Annotated in this window: 12 protein-coding genes and 1 pseudogene; 10 read left to right on the top strand and 3 right to left on the bottom strand. The window is 75.0% G+C overall.

Translation table 11 applies throughout. From position 1 onward, the window contains the following. Positions 1-29 precede the first annotated feature (29 nt). The 7 genes and pseudogenes from ACY1JF_RS28925 (at position 30) to ACY1JF_RS28895 (ending at position 9,340) form a co-directional block, all read left to right on the top strand. Positions 30-1,115 (top strand): LLM class flavin-dependent oxidoreductase, encoded by a 1,086-nt coding sequence (locus ACY1JF_RS28925; protein ID WP_462708218.1) that lies wholly within the window; start codon positions 30-32, stop codon positions 1,113-1,115. A 401-nt stretch (positions 1,116-1,516) separates the two neighbouring features. Further along, complete coding sequence (locus ACY1JF_RS28920) at positions 1,517-2,719, top strand: LLM class flavin-dependent oxidoreductase (protein ID WP_462708217.1); 1,203 nt, start codon at positions 1,517-1,519, stop codon at positions 2,717-2,719. A 20-nt stretch (positions 2,720-2,739) separates the two neighbouring features. Then, positions 2,740-4,149, top strand: coding sequence for an NtaA/DmoA family FMN-dependent monooxygenase (locus ACY1JF_RS28915; protein WP_462708216.1), 1,410 nt, complete (start codon positions 2,740-2,742; stop codon positions 4,147-4,149). Between the two features lie 74 nt (positions 4,150-4,223). Further along, the gene (gene ssuE / locus ACY1JF_RS28910; protein ID WP_462708215.1) at positions 4,224-4,781 is read left to right on the top strand and encodes an NADPH-dependent FMN reductase; all 558 of its coding nucleotides are present in this window, start codon (positions 4,224-4,226) and stop codon (positions 4,779-4,781) included. 93 nt (positions 4,782-4,874) lie between these two features. Next, positions 4,875-5,344, top strand: a pseudogene (locus ACY1JF_RS28905) (SfnB family sulfur acquisition oxidoreductase); the annotation flags it as partial. 663 nt (positions 5,345-6,007) lie between these two features. Beyond that, the gene (locus ACY1JF_RS28900; RefSeq protein ID WP_462708214.1) at positions 6,008-6,883 is read left to right on the top strand and encodes a glutathione S-transferase C-terminal domain-containing protein; all 876 of its coding nucleotides are present in this window, start codon (positions 6,008-6,010) and stop codon (positions 6,881-6,883) included. Between the two features lie 402 nt (positions 6,884-7,285). After that, a complete protein-coding gene (locus tag ACY1JF_RS28895) occupies positions 7,286-9,340 on the top strand; it encodes a phosphocholine-specific phospholipase C (RefSeq protein ID WP_462708213.1) in 2,055 nt (684 codons plus the stop codon). 136 nt (positions 9,341-9,476) lie between these two features. Here the strand turns inward: ACY1JF_RS28895 and ACY1JF_RS28890 are convergent, their stop codons facing one another. Both ACY1JF_RS28890 and ACY1JF_RS28885 read right to left on the bottom strand, forming a co-directional pair. Further along, the gene (locus ACY1JF_RS28890; protein WP_462708212.1) at positions 9,477-10,511 is read right to left on the bottom strand and encodes a DMT family protein; all 1,035 of its coding nucleotides are present in this window, start codon (positions 10,509-10,511) and stop codon (positions 9,477-9,479) included. After that, the gene (locus ACY1JF_RS28885; RefSeq protein ID WP_462708211.1) at positions 10,508-11,341 is read right to left on the bottom strand and encodes a phosphatase PAP2 family protein; all 834 of its coding nucleotides are present in this window, start codon (positions 11,339-11,341) and stop codon (positions 10,508-10,510) included. The genes ACY1JF_RS28890 and ACY1JF_RS28885 overlap by 4 nt, the downstream gene beginning before the upstream one ends. A gap of 319 nt (positions 11,342-11,660) precedes the next feature. On the opposite strand from ACY1JF_RS28885, the gene ACY1JF_RS28880 reads away from it, so the two are divergent. Next, the gene (locus tag ACY1JF_RS28880; RefSeq protein WP_462708210.1) at positions 11,661-12,275 is read left to right on the top strand and encodes a TetR/AcrR family transcriptional regulator; all 615 of its coding nucleotides are present in this window, start codon (positions 11,661-11,663) and stop codon (positions 12,273-12,275) included. 159 nt (positions 12,276-12,434) lie between these two features. On the opposite strand, the gene ACY1JF_RS28875 is transcribed toward ACY1JF_RS28880, so the two are convergent. Continuing rightward, positions 12,435-13,658, bottom strand: a complete 1,224-nt coding sequence (locus ACY1JF_RS28875; protein WP_462708209.1) for a DUF2510 domain-containing protein — start codon at positions 13,656-13,658, stop codon at positions 12,435-12,437. 294 nt (positions 13,659-13,952) lie between these two features. On the opposite strand from ACY1JF_RS28875, the gene ACY1JF_RS28870 reads away from it, so the two are divergent. Next, positions 13,953-16,631 (top strand): ATP-binding protein, encoded by a 2,679-nt coding sequence (locus tag ACY1JF_RS28870; RefSeq protein WP_462708208.1) that lies wholly within the window; start codon positions 13,953-13,955, stop codon positions 16,629-16,631. Between the two features lie 213 nt (positions 16,632-16,844). After that, the gene (locus ACY1JF_RS28865) at positions 16,845-22,352 is read left to right on the top strand and encodes a glutamate synthase-related protein (protein WP_462708207.1); all 5,508 of its coding nucleotides are present in this window, start codon (positions 16,845-16,847) and stop codon (positions 22,350-22,352) included. Positions 22,353-22,536 lie beyond the last annotated feature (184 nt).

Genomic DNA, 22,536 nt, shown 5'->3' with positions numbered 1-22,536 from the left:
CGCGTCCCCTTCGTACAGGACACGAGGCCATGCCCCGCGAACTCCACCTCTCCGTCGAACTCGGCGGGACCGGCCGCCGCCCCGCCGAGTCCCTCGACGCCGCCCGCCGGACGGACCTGATCGGCCTCGCCGAGCAGGGCGCCCTGGACTTCGTCACCGTCGGCGACCGGCTCGCGCCATCACCCGACGACAGCGCCCACCGGCGCGACGCGATGACCGTCCTCGCCCGCGTCGCGCCCCTGACCAGCAAGATCGGTTTGGTGCCGGCGGTGACCACCACCCACACCGAGTCCTTCCGCACCTTCGCCGCCCTGGCCGCCCTCGACCACGTCAGCGAGGGCCGGGCCGGCTGGCTGGTCGACGTCTCCGGCACCGAGGCCGAGGCCCTCGCCGTGGGCGGCCGCGGGGCCGGGTCCGCAGCCGGGCTGTGGGCCGAGGCGGCCGACGCCGTCGAGGCCGCCGTCCGGTCGTGGGACAGCCGGCAGGACGGCGCGAGGACCCGGGACGCCGCCGCCACCGGCCGCTTCACCGACCGCGACCGGTCGCACCACATCGGCTTCGAGGGCCCGCGCCTCCCGGTCCACGGCCCGTCCGGCCTTCCCCGTCCGCCCCAGGGGCGGCCGCCCATCGCCGTCGCCCTCGACGCGCACGACTCGGACGGGCAGTGGGAGCTGGCCGCGAGCCACGCCGACGTCGTACTCCTGGACGCCGACCAGCCCTCCACGGCCCGGCTCGCCCGCGGGGCGCTGCTGCGCCGGGCGGCGGATGCCGGACGGGACCCGAAGGCGCTGCGGGTGCTGGTACGTGTCGCGGTCGGTCTCGGGGACGGCACCGGGCCCGCAGCCCTCCCGCCCGCCGAACTGCGCTTCACCGGCACCGCCGCGGACCTCGCCGGTCTGCTCGCCGACTGGTACGAGAGCACCGGCGTCGACGGCTTCCACCTCCTGCCGGCCGCGGCCCCCGCCGATCTGCCCGCCGTCGTCCACGGCCTCGTACCGGCGCTGCGTGCACGCGGCCTGTTCCGCGCCGGCTACACCGGCCGCACCCTCCGCGACCACCTCGGCCTGCCCCGTCCCGCCGGCCGGTACGACCGGGACACGGAGCCGGCCCGGTGACGCACCCCCCGACAACCACCGCGACACGGAGCCGGCCCGGTGACGCACCCCCCGACAACCACCGCGACGACCGAGCCGCGCGAGCGAGTTCACCTCGCCGCTGCCTCCCAGGCGCCGACAACGCCACCGGTCGTCCGCACGTCCGCGAAGGAGTACGCGTGAACTGGTCCAGAACCCGTCGTCCCGTCCGTCCCGTCCCGGTGGCACTGGGCCCGGCCGCCTGCGTCACACCGGGCTGGGCGCCGTAGCGGCCGGCCGTCGCGGGCACCGCGCTCGGCCCGCGCCCGGGCTCGGCGGGACCCACCGCCTTGCTGCCGAGCCCGCTCGTGTCCCCCACCGCCGCCTCCTCCCGTGCGGGGGGCCGGCGTTCTCGTCACGGACTTCCAGGAAGGCACCCACTCGTGTCCTCAACACCTCCTTCTTCCCTGCACCTCGCCGTCGCCCTGGACGGCACCGGCTGGCACCCCTCCTCCTGGCGCGAACCGGTGGCCCGCCCGCGCGACCTGTTCACCGCCGGATACTGGGCCGACCTGGTCGCCGAGGCCGAGCGCGGTCTGCTCGACTTCGTGACCATCGAGGACGGCCTCGGCCCTCAGTCCTCGCACTTCCTGGACCCGGACGAGCGCACCGACCAGGTCCGCGGCCGTCTCGACGCCGTCCTCGTCGCCTCCCGCGTCGCACCATTGACCCGGCACATAGGTCTGGTGCCGACGGTGGTCTGCACGCACACGGAGCCGTTCCACATCTCCAAGGCGATCGCCACCCTCGACTACGTCAGCGCCGGCCGCGCAGGCCTGCGCGTGCAAATCACCGCCCGCCCGAACGAGGCCGCGCACTTCGGCCGCCGCTCCATCCCGCGCATCGAGGCCTACGACCACCCGGACGCCAGGGAGGTGGTGACCGACCTCTTCGACGAGGCCGCCGACTACGTGGAGGTGGTGCGCCGCCTGTGGGACAGCTGGGAGGACGACGCCGAGATCCGGGACGCGGCCACCGGCCGTTTCATCGACCGCGACAAGCTGCACCACATCGACTTCGAGGGCAGGCACTTCAGTGTCAGAGGCCCTGGCATCACGCCCCGCCCGCCGCAGGGCCAGCCGGTCGTCAGCGCCCTCGCCCACGACACCGTCCCCTACCGGCTGGTGGCCCGCGCCGCCGACATCGGGTACGTCACCCCGCACGACACCGACCAGGCCCGCGCCGTCACCGCCCGGATCCGCGCCGAGCAGAACGCCGTGGGGCGAGCCGCCGAGCCCCTCCACGTCTTCGGCGACCTGGTCGTCTTCCTCGACGACGACCCGGCCGCCGCGACCGCCCGCCGGGAACGGCTCGACGCGCTCGCGGGACAGCCGTACACGAGTGATGCCCGCGTCTTCACCGGCACGCCCGCCGGACTCGCCGATCTCCTCCAGGAGTTGCACAGCGCCGGACTGACCGGTTTCCGGCTGCGTCCCGCCGTCGCGGGCCATGACCTCCCGGCGATCACCCGGGGGCTGGTCCCCGAACTGCAGCGCCGAGGCGTCTTCCGCCGCGCCTACGAGGCCGACACCCTGCGCGGCCTGCTGGGACTGGCCCGCCCCGCAGGCCGCTACGCCGCCGCTTGAGCCGGAAGGAACCCCGACCGATGACCAAGCCGTTGAAGCAGATCCACCTGGCCGCCCACTTCCCGGGCGTCAACAACACCACCGTGTGGAGCGACCCGAGGGCCGGCAGCCACATCGAGTTCAGCTCCTTCGTCCACTTCGCGCGGACCGCCGAACGCGCCAGGTTCGACTTCCTGTTCCTCGCCGAGGGACTCCGGCTGCGCGAACAGGGCGGGCGGATCTACGACCTGGACGTCGTCGGCCGCCCCGACACCTTCACCGTGCTCACCGCGCTCGCCGCCGTCACCGAGCACCTCGGTCTGGCCGGCACCATCAACTCCACCTTCAACGAGCCCTACGAGGTCGCCCGCCAGTTCGCCAGCCTCGACCACCTCTCCGGCGGGCGCTCCGCCTGGAACGTCGTCACCTCCTGGGACGCCTTCACCGGCGAGAACTTCCGCCGCGGCGGCTTCCTGCCGCAGGAGGAGCGCTACTCTCGCGCCAAGGAGTTCCTGGCCACGGCGAACGAGCTCTTCGACTCCTGGCACGGCGACGAGATCCTCGCCTACCAGGAGACCGGCACCTTCCTGCGGGACGCCAAGGCCGGAGCCTTCGCCCACAGCGGGCGGCACTTCGACATCCACGGGCGGTTCAACGTGCCGCGTTCCCCGCAGGGCCGCCCGGTGATCTTCCAGGCCGGCGACTCCGAGGAGGGCCGCGAGTTCGCCGCCTCCGAAGCCGACGCGATCTTCAGCCGGCACGCCACCCTCGAAGCCGGCCAGGCCTTCTACACCGACGTCAAGAACCGCCTCGCCAAGTACGGCCGCCGCCACGACCACCTGCTGATCCTGCCCGCCGCCACCTTCACCCTCGCCGACACCGACGCCGAGGCGGAGGAGCTCGCCAAGGAGGTGCGCCGCCGGCAGGTCAGCGGCGCCACCGCCCTCAGGCACCTGGAGTTCGTCTGGAACAGGGACCTGTCGTCCTACGACCCGGACGGGCCGCTCCCCGACATCGACCCTGATGTCAGCGACGACCACATCTCCAAGGGCCGTGCCCAGGTCCGTATGTACCGCGACCCGCTGGCCACCGCCCGCGAGTGGCGTGAGCTCGCCGCCGCGAACAACTGGTCGATCCGCGACCTGGTCATCGAGACCGGCAACCGGCAGAACTTCATCGGTTCGGCGGAGACGATCGCCCGCACCATCGACGAGTTCGTGCAGGCCGACGCGAGTGACGGCTTCATCCTCGTCCCGCACATCACCCCGACCGGCCTCGACGAGTTCGCCGACAAGGTCGTCCCGCTCCTGCAGGAACGGGGCGTGTTCCGCACGGAGTACGAGGGCCCGACCCTGCGCGACCACCTCGGCCTGCCCTTCCCCCACTCCCGGCTCCGCCCGAGCGGGGGAGCCCCCATCGACGACGTCCGCGACGAACGGGCGGCGTCGTGAAGCTCCTCGCCGTCCCCCCGACCGCCACCGGCACACCACCCGCAGCCCGCCCGGCACTCCTGAAAGGTCCTCGCATGGCCACCGTCCTGTCCGTCTCCGCAAGCCCCTCCGTCACCTCCCGCACCGCCCGGCTGCTGCGCCACCTGGACGACCGGCTCAGGGCCCAGGGGCACGAGGTGATCCCGTTCGACGTCCGTACGCTCCCGCCCGCCGCCCTGCTGCACGCCGACTTCGGCCACCCGGCGATCGTCGAGGCCACCGCCCTGTTCGAGCGGGCGGACGGGGTCGTGATCGGCACCCCCGTCTACAAGGCCGCCTACTCCGGGCTGCTGAAGTCGCTGCTCGACCTGCTCCCGCAGTACGCCCTGGCGGGCAAGACGGTCCTGCCGCTGGCCACCGGCGGCACCACCGCCCACGTCCTGGCCATCGACTACGCCCTGCGTCCGGTGCTGAACTCCATGGGCCCCGCCCACATCACGCCTGGCTGGTTCACGCTCGACAGGGACATCACCGTGGCCGATGACGGCTCGCTGACCGTCGCGCCGGGCCCCGCCGAGGCCCTGGCCCAGGTCACCGACCAGTTCTCGCTCGCCCTCGGTGGCCGCCCGGCCCTGCTGGCGGCCACCGGATGAGCGCCGCGACGGCGCTCGCCGGCGACGCCGAGGCCCTCGCCGTCGCCGCCGGACCGGCCGCCGGCTTCCGCGAGGACGCCGCCGAGCGGGAGGCCCGCCGGCCGGGTGCCGCCGCACCACCTCACCTTCCGGGGCCCCATCCGCACGGCGCCGTCGCCCAACTGCCGCACACCGCCATCGACGCCGGGAGCGCGGCCGGGGCGCCGGCCGAGGCCGTGGAATTCGTCCGCGCCAAGAGCCGCCCTTGGTACGAGAGCGTCGCCGAGGGACATGAGACCGCCACCGAGGACCCGCCGCTGATCCAGCGGTTCGGTGAACCGGCGATCCGGGTACGGGCCGCCGGCGCGCTGCTCGTCTCGGCGGCGAGGTCCGTCGACGCCGCCCGGACGGCCTGACCGACGGATCGGCCGCCCCAGGGCGTCGATCGCGGTGGCTGCCGCCAGGGTGACGGCGGCGGAGGCGGCCCGGAGGCCGGCAGCGCCCTTTTCGAGGGGTCCGGCACACGATCGGCGCTCGGCTCACCGGACCCGCACCGCCATCGGCGTGACGCCCGCACCCACACCGAAGTGGCCGAGCGGATCGCCGAGTACCACCGGCTCGGCATCGACGAGTTCGTGCTCTCCGGGTACCCGCACCTGGAGGAGGCGTACTGGTTCGGCGAGGGCGTCCTGCCGAAACCCGCGGCACAGGGCCTGTGGACCCACCCCTTGCGCACCGTGGCGGACGGGGGCCCTCCGTCCAGGTCCCCTTCGCCGGCGCCGGGAGCCCACGACGACCGGTGTGATCGCCGACGGCTCCGAGGCGGTCCGCGCGCTGCCCGCCGCCCGCGAGACCGGCCGCGCGGCCCGGCCGCGCCGGCGGGCCCGGGCCCCCTCACGCGGTGGGACGTTCCGGCGCGGTACGACCGGCCCTCTTGACGCGGCCTGGACGCGGCCCGACACTCACCTACAGGAATCCTAGTGAACTGGTAGGGAAATATGGGCCGTGCTGCGCCGGAACCCGGCAGTGACGTTGTCCGGACCGCCGTCCGCCCGCTGCCCCTGCTGACGTCCCGCCGCCACATCGACCTGATGCGTGTGTGCGGCGCGGCACGTTCCCCGCGCGCCGGCGGCCCAGCCACCGTTCACGCCTGACCCTCCCGCGCCAGTACCGCCGCCCCGGCCGTGCCGAAGCCGCCGCGTGCCGTCGCCTCCGTACGCCTGTGACCGAGCACCCCAGGGAGACGCATGCCCGCCACATCCCCGACCGCCGTGCCGTCCTTCCGGAGCAGGATCGGCCGTGACGCGCGCAGCGGTTACTACCCCGCGCCGCACCGCTACCGGCTCCACCTCTCGCTCTCCTGTCCGCACTGTCTGCAGATCGCCGTCACGCACAGCCTGCTCGGCCTGGCCGACACCCTCGCGGTGACGCTGCTGCCCGCCGTGCCCGACGCGCCCGGCGGCGGACACCGGGCCCTGCGCCCGCTGTACGAGGCCAGCTCGCACCAGCACCCCGGTCCGGCCGCGGCGCCGGTCCTCAGCGACGACTGGACCGGGCGGATCGTGAGCACGCACACCCCCGACATCCTGCGCGACCTGGCCCGGCAGTTCGGCGGTCACGGTCCCGACCTGCACCCGCGCGGTGCCGGCGAGGCGATCGCGGCCCTGGGCCGGCTCTGCGACCAGGACATCACCCGGGCCGCCCAGCGGGCCGGGCAGCCCGGCGGCGATCCGGCGGCACGCGCCACCGCGCTGGCCACCGTGGTGCGCGCGCTGGACGTGCTGGAGCGGCGGCTCGCCTCCCAGGAGCACCTGCTGGGCGGCGGGATCACCCTCGCGGACGTGCGGTTGTGGGTGACGCTGGTACAGCTGGACACCGTGCACCGCCACCACCTGGATGCCGCAGCGGTGCACCGGATCACCGGCCACCCCCGTCTGTGGGCGTACGCGCGACGGCTGGCGGCGCACCCCGCCTTCGGCCCCCACCTCGACCTGGACGGCATCGCCCGCAGGCACCACGCCCACTGCCGGGGGCAGGAGGCGGTCGGCGCGGCGGTGCGGATCGTGGACTGGGCGGCGTACGCGCGACAGGAGGCACCGGAGCCGGTGCGGCAGCCCGGCTGACCGGCAAACGGACGGACGCCCGGCCTCGGGCCGGTCTCACGCGGCCGTGGCACCGCCCCCGCCATCCGCACCGCGGCGCCACAGGCCGCGTGGCCGCGATCGGCGGGGCGTCTCCGCAGGCGCCGGTCTCCCGCACGGCCCTCGCGCCGGCCCCGCACGGCCCTCGCGCCGGCCCCGCACGGCCCTCGCGCCGGCCCCGCACGGCCCTCGCGCCGGCCCCGCACGCCCCGCGCACCGGCCCCTCACCCCCCGTACCGGCGACCTTCACATGAGCGCCATCCGCCCCTTCCTTCTCGTTGGGTGCTCCTGGAACACTCCTTGCGCGCGCGGCCGTCGTCGCCCGACGTCACCGGACGTCACCGGATCCGCCGAACACCCCCGAGGCGAGAGGCTCACCACCCCATGGCCGAAGTCAACAGGCGCCGATTCCTCCAGATCGCGGGCGCCACCACGGCGTTCAGCGCGCTCTCCGCGAGCATCCAGCGGGCCGCCGCGCTCCCGGCCAACCACCGGACCGGGTCGATCGAGGACGTCGAGCACATCGTCGTCCTGATGCAGGAGAACCGCTCCTTCGACCACTACTTCGGCAGCCTGCGCGGCGTCCGCGGCTTCGGCGACCCGCACCCGGTCACCCTGGACAGCGGCAAGTCGGTGTGGCACCAGACCAAGGCCGACGGCACCGAGGTGCTGCCCTTCCGCCCGGACGCCGACGACCTCGGCATGCGGTTCCTGGAGGGCCTGCCGCACAGCTGGCCCGACGGCCAGGAGGCGTACCGCGACGGCAAGTACGACCGCTGGGTGCCCGCCAAGGGCACGACCACGATGGCGTACCTGACCCGCCAGGACATCCCCTTCCACTACGCCCTCGCCGACGCGTTCACCATCTGCGACGCCTACCACTGCTCGTTCATCGGCTCCACCGACCCCAACCGCTACTACATGTGGTCGGGCCACACCGGCAACGACGGCAAGGGCGGCGGCCCGGTCCTCGGCAACGACGAACTCGGCTACGACTGGACGACGTACCCCGAGCGCCTCGAAGCGGCCGGGATCTCCTGGAAGATCTACCAGGACATCGGCGACGGCCTGGACGCCGCCGGCTCCTGGGGCTGGATCCCCGACGCCTACCGGGGCAACTACGGCGACAACTCGCTGCTGTACTTCAACAAGTACCGGAACGCGAAGCCGGGCGACCCCTGGTACGACAAGGCCCGCACCGGCACCGACGCGGCGAACGGCGACGGCTACTTCGACCTGCTGCGCGCCGACGTCAAGGCGGACAAGCTGCCGCAGGTCTCCTGGATCGCCGCGCCCGAGGCCTTCTCCGAGCACTCCAACTGGCCGTCGAACTACGGCGCCTGGTACATCTCCCAGGTGCTGGACGCGCTCACCGCCAACCCCGAGGTGTGGGCGAAGACGGCTCTGTTCATCACCTACGACGAGAACGACGGCTTCTTCGACCACCTGGTGCCGCCGCTGCCGCCGAGGTCCGACGCGCAGGGCCGCTCGACGGCCGACGTCTCGCTGGACGTCTTCCCGGGCGACTCGCGCTACGCCGAGGGCTTCTACGGACTCGGCCCGCGCGTCCCGATGCTGGTCGTCTCGCCCTGGAGCAAGGGCGGTTACGTCTGCTCCGAGACCTTCGACCACACCTCGATCCTGCGCTTCACGGAGCGCCGCTTCGGGGTGCGCGAACCGCAGATCTCCCCGTGGCGGCGCGCGATCTGCGGCGACCTGACCTCGGCCTTCGACTTCTCCCGCAAGGACAGCCGCCCCGCCCGCCTGCCCGGCACCGACGCCTACCGGCCCCAGGACCGCGACCGGCACCCCGACTACCGTCCGACGCCCCCGGCGGAACCCGGCATGCCCCGCCAGGAGCGCGGTCTGCGCCCGGCCCGCCCGCTGCGGTACGCCCCGCTGGTGGACGCCTCGGCCGATCCGGCCGCCGGCACCCTCAGCCTCACCTTCGCCTCGGGCGCGGAGGCGGGCGCCGCGTTCCTGGTCACCTCCGGCAACCGCGCCGACGGCCCCTGGACGTACACCACCGAGGCCGGCAAGCGCGTCTTCGACACCTGGGACGGGGCGTACTCGGGCGGCGCCCACGACCTGACCGTGCACGGCCCCAACGGCTTCCTGCGGGTCTTCCGGCAGTCGGCCGGGGCCGCCGGCCCCGAGGTCACGGCGCGTCACGTCCGCGACGACATCGAACTCACCCTGACCAACCGGGGCTCCGGAACGGTCCGGCTGAAGCTGGCCAACGCCTACGGCGGCCGCGGCCGGACCCTGACCGTGCGCCCCGGCTCCACCGTCCGGCACACCGTCGACCTCACCGCCGGCCGCCGCTGGTACGACCTGACGGTCACCTCCGAGGCCGACCCGACGTTCCTGCGCCGCTTCGCCGGCCACGTCGAGAACGGCCGGGCGGGCGTGAGCGACCCGGTGATCGGCGGCGAGTAGCCCGCGGGGGACTTCGCCCGCAGCGCGGCCGCGCCCCCGCCCGTCGCTCCGGGGCGGCCGGGGCCGGCCACAGCGGCGTGGGCTGCCCGGCGTCCGGCCGCTGCCGCGCCGCCCCCGACCGGGACGGCGCCTGCCGCTACGCCACCGGCCGGGACGGTGCCGACCGGGACGGTGCCTGCCGGGGCAGCGTCGCGGTGACGGGGTCCGTCCGGACGCCCGCCGGGGACGGCCCGGGGGAGGCCGCGGGCGTCGCAGCGGCCGGGACCGGGGCGGGCACGGGGGACGGTCCGGACGCCGTGCCGGGCGGGAGCGGGGTGAGCGCCGGGAACTCCTCCGGCTCCGTCCGGACAGGGGCCGGGGCCGCTCGGGTCAGGAGGAGGACGCCCCAGGCGGCCACGGCCGCTCCGGCCAGGGCCAGCAGGACGCCGGCCGGGCCGCCCCGCAGGCGCTCGCCGAGGAGCGCCACGCCGATCGCCGCGGCGGCCACCGGGTTGGACAGGGTCACCACCGCCAGCGGGGCGCCCAGGCCGCTTTGGTACGCCGTCTGCGACAGCAGCAGGCCGCCCGTCGCGAAGGCCGCGACCAGCACCGCCACACCGATCACCCGTGCGCCGAGCAGCGGTCCGGTGCCGTCCGTGGCGGCGACCGTGACGGTCTGGGTGAGCGCCGAGGCGACCCCGGAGGCGACGCCGGACGCGCTCGCGTGCCGCAGGCCGGACCGGGCACCGGGCCTGGCCAGCACCCCGATCAGCACCGCCGTCACGCCGGCCACCGCCAACGCCTCCGGCACGCTCAGCACGCCGTCGGGGGCCGGACCGGACGCCGTGACCAGCAGCGCGCCGAGCCCGAGCAGGGTCAGCCCGGTGCCCCGCCACTCGGCCGCGCCGACCCGCCGTCCCGCCAGCCGCGCCCCCAGGGGCACCGCCGCGACCAGGGTGAGCGCGCCCAGCGGCTGGACGACGGTGAGCGGGCCGTACCGCAGCGCCCCGACGTGCAGCAGCGCGGCGGAGGCGTTCAGCGCCACCGACCACCACCACGCCCCGCTGCCCAGCAGCCGCGGTCCACCCGTGCCCGTACGGCGGGTGGCCAGCCGTTCCTGGGCGACGGCCGCGGCCGCGTAGGCGACGACGGAGACCAGGGACAGGGCGACGGCGACGAGGGCGGCGTTCATCGGCCCGCCCCCACCAGCCGGTGCCGTTCGACCGGCTGCGGACGGCCCCGGCCCCGGCCCCGGCCCCGGACCCGACCCCGGTGCCGTCCGCCCGTCGTCCCCACCGGCCGGCGGTGCGGCAGGCGGACCACCGCGAGGGCCAGCCCGAGCAGGGCCGACGCCGCCACGGCGTCCAGCCAGTAGTGGTTGGCGGTGCCGACGACCACCAGCAGCGTCAGCAGCGGGTGCAGCAGCCACAGCCACCGCCAGCGGGACCGGGTGGCGACGATCAGCCCGATCGCCACCATCAGGGCCCAGCCGAAGTGCAGGGACGGCATCGCCGCGAACTGGTTCGACAGCGTGTCCGCGCGCGGCGGGCCGTAGACCGACGGCCCGTAGACCCGCGCGGTGTCCACCAGGGCGGCGGCGCCCAGCATCCGCGGCGGCGCCAGCGGGAACACCAGGTGCAGCACCAGCGCCGCGCCGGTCAGCGCGGCCAGTGTCCGCCGGGCCCACACGTAGTGCCGGGGCCGGCGCAGATGGAGCCAGAGGAGGAACGCGGCGGTGGCCGGGAAGTGCACGGCCGCGTAGTACGTGTTCGCCACCCGCACGAGGGCGTCGCCGTGCAGCAGCAGCGACTGGACACCGCCTTCGCCGGGCAGCCGCAGCCACCGCTCCAGGTCCCACACGTGGTGCGCGTTGCGGAACGCCTCGCCGGTGTGACCGCTCGCCAGCCGGCGGCCGAGTTTGTAGAGGAGGAAGAGCCCGGCCACGAGCGGGAGCTCCCGGACCAGGGGCGGGCCGGCCGGTGCGTTCGGCCCCGCTTCCGCGGGCTCGCTGCGGGCGTTCATCCCCCGGCCCCTTCGCTGACGGTGGTGGTGCGGTGTCTCGGCGGCCCGTCCCGCCACGGATGTCCGGCACCGGGTGGGTACGCCTCATCGGTACGGGCCCGCCTCACCGGTGAGGGTTCGTTCCACCGATGAGTTCGCTTCACCGATGAGTCCACTTCATCGATACGGGCTCGTTCCGATACGCCAGTGTACCGATACGGTCGAGTATCGGTACGCTCGGGTACCGGTACACTGACGTACCGGAACGCCGGGGCGGAAGCCCGGAACCGGACGCCGTGGGCAGGACGCCGCAGACAGGACAGACAAGGGGAGCAGCACCATGACGTCGCAGGCCGCGGACCGGCCGGAGGCGGTCGGCACCTCGCGCCGCTCCAAACTCACGCCCGAGCGCGAGCAGGAGTTCCTCGACGCCGTCCTCGACCGGATCCGGGAGTGCGGCTACGACGCCGTGACCATGGAGGGCATCGCCGCCAGCACCCGGTGCAGCAAGTCCACGCTCTACCGGCAGTGGAAGACCAAGCCGCAGTTCGTCGCGGCGGCCCTGCGGTCGCGCCGGAGGGTGCGCTTCGAGGGCATCGACACCGGCTCGCTCGCCGAGGACCTGCGGCTGGCCGCCCGGGCGGCGGGCGCGTGGTCCGGCGCGGACACCCGGCTGCTCCAGGCGCTCGGCCACGCCGTCGTGGAGGACCCGGAACTCAAACTGGCCCTGCGCGAGGCGCTGGTCGAACCGGAGATCGCCGCGCTGCGCGAGATCCTGCGCCGCGGGGTCGAACGGGGCGAGGTGGCCGCCGGCCACCCCGCGCTGGAGTTCGTGCCGGTCCAGATGTTCGGCGTGCTGCGCGTCCGGCCGGTGATGGAGGGGGAGTACGCCGACGAGGACTACCTCGTCCGCTTCGTGGAGGCCGTGGTGCTCCCCGTGCTGGGCCTGACCTGAGACCCAGGTCACCGTCCGTGGGATGACTGGACGGTGGCCTGCTCGCGCCGCACCGTGGGGACGGGGGCGGCGCGCACCCCCCGGCCGGGTGGGGCGCCTTTTGAGCGGAAGGGCGCCCCACCCGGCCGACAGCGGGCACGGGACGGGCCGGCGGTCCGGTCAGACGTCCTGGCCGCTGCCCGAGCCGCCCGACGACGACACCTCGATGCCCTCGACGATCTCGTCGATGACGGACTGCTCCTCGCTGACGTCGACGCCGAACCGCACGACGACGATCTGCCGCGGGTTGGCCGGCGAGGGGAAGGCCAGCGACTGGACGTAGCCGTCGGAGCCCTTGCTCGTGACGGCCTTCCAGCGGACCTGGTAGCCCTTCTGGCCGGCCACGGTGACCGCCTTCGAGGACAGCACGTCGTGGGAGGTGATCGAACCGTAGCTGTCGCCGCCGTAGGACTCCTCCGCGTTGGCCGAGATGTCCGCCTTCGCGACCTCCTCGGCGGTGGAACCCTCGGTGCCCAGCACCATCGCCGGTGCTGAGTAGGCGCCGCCCTTGGTGCAGGAGGAGGAGCTGTCGCCGGGGCACTCGTAGGACTCGTTCGAGGAGACCTGGGCGCCGACCGTCAGCTCCTGGCCGTACCAGCCGTCCGGGACGGGCAGGCTGATCCCGCTGACCGCGTCCGGCACCGAGCCGCTCTCGATCCGGGGGGCCTCGGAGCCCTGCGGTGCGGGCGACTCGCCGTTCCCGCCGGAGCCGCCGCCCGAACCGCCGAACGGGTTGTCCGGCAGCCCCTCGCCGTCCTGCCCGCCCGGGCTCCGCTGCTGGGAGGCGGCGCGGTCGTCACCGTTCCCGCCGCCGTCACCGGCCAGCGCGTACACGCCGACGCCGACGCCCGCCAGTACGGCCACCGCGACGGCCACGGCCGTGCCCGTCCGCAGGCCGCTCCGGCGCGGGGGCGGCGGCTGCGCCGGGTACCCCGGGTGCACGGGGTACGCGGCGTAGGGCGGCGGCGCCGGATACCCGGGGGCGGGTCCGGCCGCGGGCGAGCGCCACGGCGCGGTACCGTCCGCGGCCGGCTGCCCGGACCCGGCGTCGGCCGCCGTCGGCTGTCCCTGCCCGGTGCCGGGGGCGGACTGCGCGGAGCGAGCCGCGTCCTTGGCCGCGGCTCGCTCCGCCGCGCCCCCCGCGGCCAAGGGCTCCGCCGGGTTTGCCGTTCCCGCCGGTTCCGCCGCCTGATGCGCGCCGTCCGCCGGCGGCTGTTCCGGGGGACCCCCCGCGGGACGGATCCGGTCCGTCCACGCCTTGCCGTCCCACCATCGCTCGGTGGCGGGACCGTCACTTGTCTGCCCGGGGTCCGGATACCACCCGGGAGGAGTCTCCTGCGTCATGTCCCCACCGTATGAGGCGTCGGTGAAAGTCGTATGAGAGGAAGAGAGGCTTTTCCCTCGGCCTTCCCCCGGCCTTTCCCCGCCGTCCGCCCCGCGCCCGGTCCCGCCGCCCCGCACCGCCCGAAAACCCCGGCCCGCGGCGGCGGTTGACGGCCCGGGACCCGGCGCGGTGCCCGTCCAATACACGAAATCACTCGGGAGGGCAAGACCCGTAACGACCACACGGCGCCGTGCGGTCCGGGCGGCTAGGCTCGGAGCCGGTACGTCGTTCGGGCGACTCGGGGAGGCAGCGGAATGACGGAGGCAGGGCCCACGGCCGCCGCCCCGGCCGCTCTGTGGGAGCGCGACGAGGAAGTCGCCGCCGTCGCACGGGCGGTCGACGCCCTGTGCGCGGACCGTTCCCCCTCCGGCGCCCTCCTCGTCTTCCGCGGCGAGCCCGGCCTCGGCAAGACCACCCTGCTGGCCACCGCCCGCCGCCTCGCCGAGGCCCGCGGCTGCGCCGTCCAGAGCGCGCGCGGCGGCGAGACCCTGCGGTCCGTCCCGTACAACGTCGTACGGCAGTTGCTCCAGCCCGCGCTCCTGTCGCTGCACCCCGAGGAGGCCCGCGACCTCCTCGGCGACTGGCACGGCGTCGTCGGCCCCGCCCTGGGCACCGCGGACCCGGGCGAGCGGCAGGCAGATCCGCGGGGCGTGTGCGACGGGCTGGTCGAGACCGTACGGCGGCTGGCCGGCGGCGAGGCACCGCTGGTCCTGCTCATCGACGACCTGCACTGGGCCGACCAGGAGTCCCTGCGCTGGCTCGCCGCGTTCGCCGAACACCTCGGCGAGCTGCCCGTCCTGGTGGTGACCGCCTTCCGCGCCGGTGACGCCACCGGCGACAGCGCCCGGTACCTGGACACGGTCGCCGCCCTCGCGCACACCCCCGTCACCACCCTGGACCCGCTCACCCAGGAGGCCGCCGCCGGGCTCGCCCGCGCCACCCTGGGCGCGGACGCCGACGACCCGTTCTGCCGCGAGGTGTGGACCGTCACCGGCGGCAACCCCTACGACACCGTGGAACTCCTCGCCAAGGTCCGCGACAGCGCCCTCGCACCCGTCGCGGCCAACGCCGCCGAACTGCGCGCCCTGAACGAGGCCGGCCGCGGCGTCGGCATCATCGCCCGCCTGGAGGAACTCGGCGTCGACGCCCACCGGTTCGCCTGGGCCGCCGCCGTCCTCGGCACCGGCATCACCGTCTCCCTGTGCGCCGCGCTCACCACCATGAGCCGCGACGAGGCCGTACGCTGCGCCGGGCTCCTGCGGGACGCCCGCATCCTCGTCCCGTCCGGCCCCGGCGACGACGCCCTGGAGTTCCGCCACCCGCTGATCGCCACCGCCGTCTACGCCTCCATCCCGGACGGGCTGCGCCGGGCCATGCACGGCATCGCCGCCCAGCTCGTCACCGACCTGGGCCTGGGCGCGGCGGCGGCCTCCCGCCACCTCCTCCAGGTCCACCCGGACGACGACGGGGAACTGGTCGAGCAGTTGCGCGAGGCCGCCCGCGAACACCTCGCCGTCGGCGCCCCCGACGCCGCCCGCCGCTGCCTGGAACGCGCCCTGGAGGAGCCCCCGCCGCCCGGGACTCACGCCCGCGTGCTCTACGAACTCGGCTGCGCCACCCTGCTCACCTCGCCCGCCACCACCGTCGGCCACCTCCGCGAGGCCCTCGGCATGCCCGGCCTGCACGGCGACGAACGCGTGGACGCCGTCGTCCGCCTCTCCCAGGCCCTGCTCCACAACGACCAGCTGGAGGAGGCGGTCCGCACCGTCGAGACCGAGGCCGCCCGGCACCCCGACGGCCCCGCCCGCCTGCGGCTCCAGGCCGTCCAGTACATGTGGGAGGGCATCCACGCCGGCGAGTCCGTCGTACCGGGCCGCTCCGAGCGCCTGGCCGCCCTCGCCGCCACCTGCGCCGGCCGGGACAACGCCGAGCGCGCCCTGCTCATCCTGCGCGCCTTCGACGCCATGACCCGCGGGGAGAGCGCCGAGGAGATCGCCGCGCTGTGCGACCGCGCCCTGGTCGACGGCCGCCTCGCCCCCGGACTCGGCTGGACCGACACCGAGTGGGGCCTGGAACTGCTGATGATGCTGGCCAGCGCCTACGCCTGCACCGACCGCCTGGACCGCGCCGACGCCCTCTTCACCGAGGCCCTGCGCGCCTACGAGACCGCCGGCTGGAGCGGCGGCCACCTCGCCCTCGCCCACGCCTACGTCGGCCTCGGCCACCGCAGGCGCGGCCGGCTGCGCGAGGCCGAGGCGTCCCTGCGCGAGTCGCTGCGGCTGGCCGAGCGGGTCGGGCGCGGCCTGCCGCTGTACTGGTCGGCGACGTGCAACCTGGTCGACACCCTGCTCGCCCGCGGCCACGTCGACGAGGCGTGGGAGATCGCCGAGCAGTACGACTTCGCGCCGCCGTACCCGTCCACGATCGTGCTGCCCGACCCGCGCTCGGTCCGCGGCCGCCTGTTGCTCGCGGCCGGCCGTACCAAGGACGGCGTCAACGAACTGGAGGCCGCCGAGAAGGCCGCCACGGCCCGCGGCCACCACAACCCGGTGATGGTCCCCTGGGCCGTCGACCTCGCCCGCGCGCTGGCCGGCGAGGACCCCGCCCGCGCCGCCCGGCTGGCCGACGAGGCCCGCCGGCAGGCCGAACGGTTCGGTACGGACACCGCCGTCGGGGAGGCCCTGCGCTGCGCCGCCGCCCTGGAGACCGGACGGCGCGCGGTCGGCCTCGCCGCGCAGGCCGCCGCCCGCCTGGCCTCCTCGCCCTGCCGCTACGAGCATGCCGCCGCCCAGGTCGAGTACGGCATCGCCGCCCGCTCACCGGCCGAGCTGGACCGGGGCCTGGCCCTGGCCCGCCACTGCGGCGCGGACGGCCTGGCCCGCCGCGCGGAGCGGGCCCTGCGCGACGTCACCGGGCCCGACCGGACGCCCTGAGGCTCCCAGGCACGCCGAGCCGTCCGGAAAACCGCAGGCCACACACTTGCGGTAGGGTTAGGCAAGCCTTACCGTGCAGACGTACCACCCAGGGCCCGGCCGTCGCGCCGGTCCGCCCGCGGCGAGCGCTCCACCGACGCAGCCTGGCCGTTCTCCCGGTGCCCCGAGGGCCCGGGAGGCACCTCCAGCCGGCACTCGCCCACAGGACCGCTCTTGAACCACACCGCCACCGGTCTGTACGACCCCGCCCACGACCACAGCGACTGCGGCGTCGGCTTCATCACCCGCCTCGACGGCACACCGAGCCACGACGTCATCTGCAAGGGCGACGAGGCGCTCCGCGCCATCCCGCACCGCGGCGGCACCTCCGCCGAGGGCGTCGGCGACGGCGCGGGCGTCAGCGTCGACCTGTCGGTCGAGTTCTTCGGCGCGCTCACCGGCACGGCCCTGCGCGCCGGCCGCTTCGGCGTCGCCAACTGCTTCGTGCCCACCGACGCCGGCCGCCGCGCCGCCGCGACCGACCTGGTCGCCCGGAGCATCGCCGAGCAGGGCTTCGAACTGCTGCTGGTCCGTGACGTCCCCGTGGACCACGGCGTCGCGCGGCCCGCCGCCCGGCAGTACCAGCTGCCCCTGGTGCAGTGGGTGTTCCGCGCCCCCGAGCAGTGGGAGCGCCCCGAGGTCGACGCCGCCGCCCACCGCGCCCTGCTCGCGATCGAGGCCGTCGCCTACGCCGACGACACCCGTGCGGGGCTCTACCCGCTGTCGCTGAGCGCCCGGACCCAGGTGCTCAAGGGACGGCTCAACTCCGGCGAGGTCATCGGCTACTTCCGCGACCTGTGCGACCCGCGGCACTCCGTGCGCTCCCTGTACTTCCACACCCGGTTCTCCACCAACACCGAACCGCACCCCACCATGGCCCAGCCGTTCCGCCTCATGGCGCACAACGGCGAGCTCAACACCGACCGCAAGAACCGCCTGACCGACGAGGCCCTGGCCCGCGCCCGCACCCGCTCCATCGTGCGCCCGCCGGGGCAGTCCGACTCCAGCCGCCTCGACCAGACCCTGCAGAGCCGGGTCTTCGACGACGGCCTGGACCTCGTCGAGGCCGTCGTCACGCTCATGCCGCCCGCCTGGGAGAACGACCGCACCCTGCCCGCCCCCGTCCGCGACATGCTGGAGTACTTCTCGCTGTACGAGGAGAAGAACGACGGTCCGGCGGCCGTCATCTTCAGCGACGGGGACGTGATCGGCGCCCGCCTGGACCGGCTCGGCCTGCGCCCGCTGCGCACCGTGGAGACCGCCGAGTACCTCATGGTGGCCTCGGAGGCCGGCCAGGTCGCCTTCCCCGACGACGAGGTCGTGCACCGGGGCCGCATCGAGGCCGGCGGCATGCTCGTCGTGGACCACCGCACCGGCCGCGTCCTGCGCACCCGCCAGGTGCTCGACGCCCTCGCCGCGCGCCGGCCGTACGGCGAACTGCTGGACGCGGCCCGCGTCCACCTCGACGACCTGCCCGCGCCCGACTACTACCGCGGCACCACCACGCTCGGCTACGACGGCGACCTGTCCCTGGCCGGCCGGTACGTGGCCTGGTCGCTGAACCAGGAGAGCTTCCGGTTCATGCTCGACCCGATGCTCGCCGACGGGTCGGAGCGGATCTCCGCGATGGGCTACGGCAACGCCATCAACGCGCTCAGCGACACCGAGGGCGGCATGGCGAAGTACTTCTCGCAGCGCTTCGCCCAGGTGACCAACCCGCCGCTGGACAGCATCCGCGAGGCCGACGGCATGAGCATGCGGGTCGCGCTCGGCCCGAAGCCCGACGGCACCGGCGAGTCGGTCGGCACCGCCGGGCGGCAGCTCGTGGTCTCCTCGCCCGTGCTCGGCCACCTCGACATGGTCCGGCTGCGCGACCAGCGGATCGTCCCGCTCGAACGTTTCGCCATGCTCTACGAACCGGTGACCGGGGACGCCACCGCCAACGCGGACGCGCTGCGGTCGGCCCTGGAGCGGCTCTGCGACGACGTCGAGCGGTTCGCCGCCGAGCGGGGCGGCATCGCGCTCCTCACCGACCGGGCGGTCTCCTCCACGCGGGCGCCGCTGCCCGTCGTCCTCGCCGTCGCGGCGGTCAACCAGCGCCTGATCGAGACCGGACTGCGGCTGCGCGTCTCGCTCGTCGTGGAGAGCGGCCAGCTGGCCTCCTCGCACCACGTCGCCACCGCGCTCGGCTTCGGCGCCTCGGCGGTCTACAGCCTCAGCGCCCGGCTGCGCGCCGAGGAGAAGTACCCGAGCGCCCCGGCGCCCGCCGGCGAGATCACCGACACCGACCGGGCCCTGGCCAAGTTCCGCAAGGCGGCCGAGAAGTCCCTCGCCAAGACCATGGGCCGGGTCGGGCTGTGCACCGCCGAGAGCTACATCGGCGGCGAGTTCTTCGAGCCGAACTACCTCGACACCCGCGACGACATCCTGGCGCGCGTCTTCCCGCACCTGGAGTCACCGGTCGGCGGCGTCGGGTTCGCCCGGATCGCGCAGGCCGCCACGGACTGGCACGAGCGGGCCCAGGCCGTGCGGAGCGAGCAGCAGATCCCGCTGCTGGGCCTGTTCAAGGAGCGGTCGGACGGGGCCGGGCACTCCTTCGGCGTCAACGCCGTGCGCGGCTTCGGCTCCATGACCGAGGAGCCGCCCGCCTTCGGGCGCGAGGAGGACCCGGAGGCCCTGCGGCTGCTCACCCTCGGCCAGCTCGGCGACGCGTTCGGCATCACCGACGCCGCCTACCGCGACACCGGGTACGACGCGCTCGGCGACGCCGAGATCGACGCGTTCCGGATCACCCCCGGGTACCGCGCCTTCCTGCGCACCACCCACGAGGAACGCTCCCGGCGCCCGTCCGCGCTCCGCGACGTCCTCGCCCTGCCCGCCGACGTCACCGGGCTGCGCACGGCGGAGGACTTCGCCCGCGAGCTGGGCCGCTTCTCGACCGACGGCAACGCCGGCGTCACCGTCCGCGGGGTGACCGTGACCGCCGCCGGCCCCGACACCTTCCGGCTGCGCCTCACCGCCCCGGGCACCGACCGCCACACCGCCCTCGCCCAGGGGCTCGCGCGCCTGGGAGCGGCCGAGACCCTCGACGTGGGCGCCGACGGCGTCACGGTCGCCGCCACCGGCCCCGTCGCCCGCCTCCTCGCCCTCCTGGACGAGGCACCCGAGAGCGTGCCGCTGGACGAGGTGCAGCCCGCGCACCAGATCACCCGGTCCCTGGCCTCCGGCGCCATGAGCCACGGCGCGCTGGTCGCGACCGCGCACGAGGCCGTCGCGCACGGCGCCAACATGGTCGGCGCGCTGTCCAACAGCGGCGAGGGCGGCGAGCACCACTCCCGGTACGGCACCGTCCGCGGCTCCCGCATCAAGCAGTTCGCGTCCGGCCGGTTCGGCATCTGGGCGGGCTACCTCGCCGACCCGATGCTGGAGGAACTGGAGATCAAGATCGGCCAGGGCGCCAAGCCCGGCGAGGGCGGCCAGCTGCCCGCCCCGAAGGTCACCGTCGACATCGCCGCGGCGCGCGGCGGAACCCCCGGCATCGAGCTGATCTCGCCGCCCCCGCACCACGACACGTACTCGATCGAGGACCTCGCGCAGCTCATCCACGACTGCAAGGCCGCCCGCGTCCGGGTGATCGTGAAGCTGGTCTCCTCGGAGGGCATCGGCACCATCGCGGTCGGCGTCGCCAAGGCCGGCGCGGACGTCATCAACGTCGCCGGCAACACCGGCGGCACCGGCGCCGCGGCCGTCACCAGCCTCAAGTACGCGGGGCGGTCGGCGGAGATCGGCGTCGCCGAGGTGCACCAGGCGCTGCTCGCCAACGGCCTGCGGCAGAAGGTCGTCCTGCGCTGCTCCGGCGCGCACCAGACCGGCGGCGACGTCGTCACCTCGGCGCTGCTGGGCGCGGACAGCTTCGAGTTCGGCACCACCGCGCTGATGATGCTCGGCTGCGTCATGGCGAAGAACTGCAACGTGAAGTGCCCGGCCGGGCTCACCACCAACGCCGAGGCGTTCGAGGGCGACCCGCGCGCGCTGGCGCAGTACCTGCTCAACATCGCCCACGACGTGCGGCAGATCCTCGCCCGCCTCGGACTGCGGTCCCTGCGCGAGGCCCGGGGCCGCACCGACCTGCTCCAGCTCCTCGACCACCCGGCGAGCGTCGGCCGCCTCGACGTGCGCCGGCTGCTGGCCCGCGTCCCCGAGAAGACCGTGCCGGACCCGGAGTACCTGGAGAAGGACTTCACCACCGACGACGCCCTCCTCGACCGCGTCCGGACCGCCCTGTTGGAGCGGCGTGAGCCGTCCCTGCTCGTCGACGGCGTCCGGCTGCGCAACAGCGACAAGTCGGTCGGCGGCCAGCTCTCCATCGACGTGGAGCGGCTCCTCAACCACCGGCCCGCCGTGGACGCGCCCGCCATCACCACCGACGACCGGGGCCGCCGCCGCCTCGCCGACGGCGCCGTCCACGTCCGCACCACCGGCTCCGCCGGACAGTCGTACGGCGTCTTCTGCAACGACGGCATCACCCTCGAACACACCGGCACCGCCAACGACGGCGTCGGCAAGAGCCAGAGCGGCGGCCGGATCGTCGTCCGCGCCCCGGGCGGCGGCGGCGCGGAGCACGGCGGCAACGTCCTGGTCGGCAACTTCGCCTTGTTCGGCGCGACCGGCGGCCGGACCTTCGTGCAGGGCGAGGCCGGCGACCGGTTCGCCGTGCGCAACTCCGGCGCCACCGCCGTCGTCGAGGGCATCGGCGACTTCGGCTGCGAGTACATGACCGGCGGCACCGTCCTCAACCTCGGCGGCTTCGGCAAGGGCCTGGGCAACGGCATGAGCGGCGGCTTCCTCTACCAGTACGACCCCTCGGGCGAACTGCCCGGCCGGGTCAGCGCCGACTCGCTCCTCGTCTTCCCGGTGACCGAAACCGCGCACGGCGCCTTCCACGAGGCGGCCGTACGGCTGCTCCTGGCCTGGCACGTGGAGGCCACCGGCTCCCCGCTCGCCGCCCGGCTGCTGGCCGACTGGGACGGCGAACGCGAGCACGTGTACTGCGGGATGCCCCGCGCGCTGCTCCTCTACCAGGACGCCGGCGAGATCCTCGCCGCCGCCACCAGGGGCGAGCTGCTGGACGAGCTGGCCGGCTCCGTGGCGACGGACAAGCTCCGCGCGTTCAAGGTCGACTACCGCGACCGCCGCACCGTGCTCGGCGGCCGGGCCCCGGCCTTCGGCGAACAGGGCGGCGACGACATGTTCTCGCTGCTGTCGTCGTACACCGTGCTCGGCGCCGCCCAGGACATCGCGCTGCAGCGGGTGCCCGGAGCCACCGGCCCGGACGATCCGCGGGTCGCCCAGGCCGTCCGCAACCTGGTGCTCACCGAGGACTTCTTCGTCAAGCAGCGCGTCGTGAAGTACCTGCGCGGCACGCTGGAGCGGTTCGACGACGACGAACTCGCCACCCTCGTCGCGACCAAGCGCCTCGACGACTACAAGCGCGCGCTCAGCCTGCGCAACAACCTCAGCATGGACGCCCCCGGCACCTACGGCTGGATCGTCCACCAGACCCTGAAGAACGCCGGCCGCCTCCGCGCCGCCCGGTTCGACGAACTGCTCGCGAACGCGGCACTGGACGACCTCGCCGCCCGCCGCGCCCCGCAGCCCCCCACCGAGGCGGTGACCGCATGACCCTCCTGCCCCCCACCGGCACCCTCATCCCGGCCGACGCGCCGTTCTCCGCCCAGCAGGAGTCCTGGCTCGCCGGGTTCCTCGCCGGCGTCGCGGCGGGGGGGGGCCCCGCCCCCCCCGCCCGCCCGGCCCCCCCCCGGCCCCCCCGCGGGGCGGGGGGGGGCCCGCCCCGCCCCCCCCCGCC

This window comes from Streptomyces sp. SYSU D01066-1 (assembly GCF_054956795.1).
This window is presented reverse-complemented; position numbering and strand designations above follow the sequence as displayed.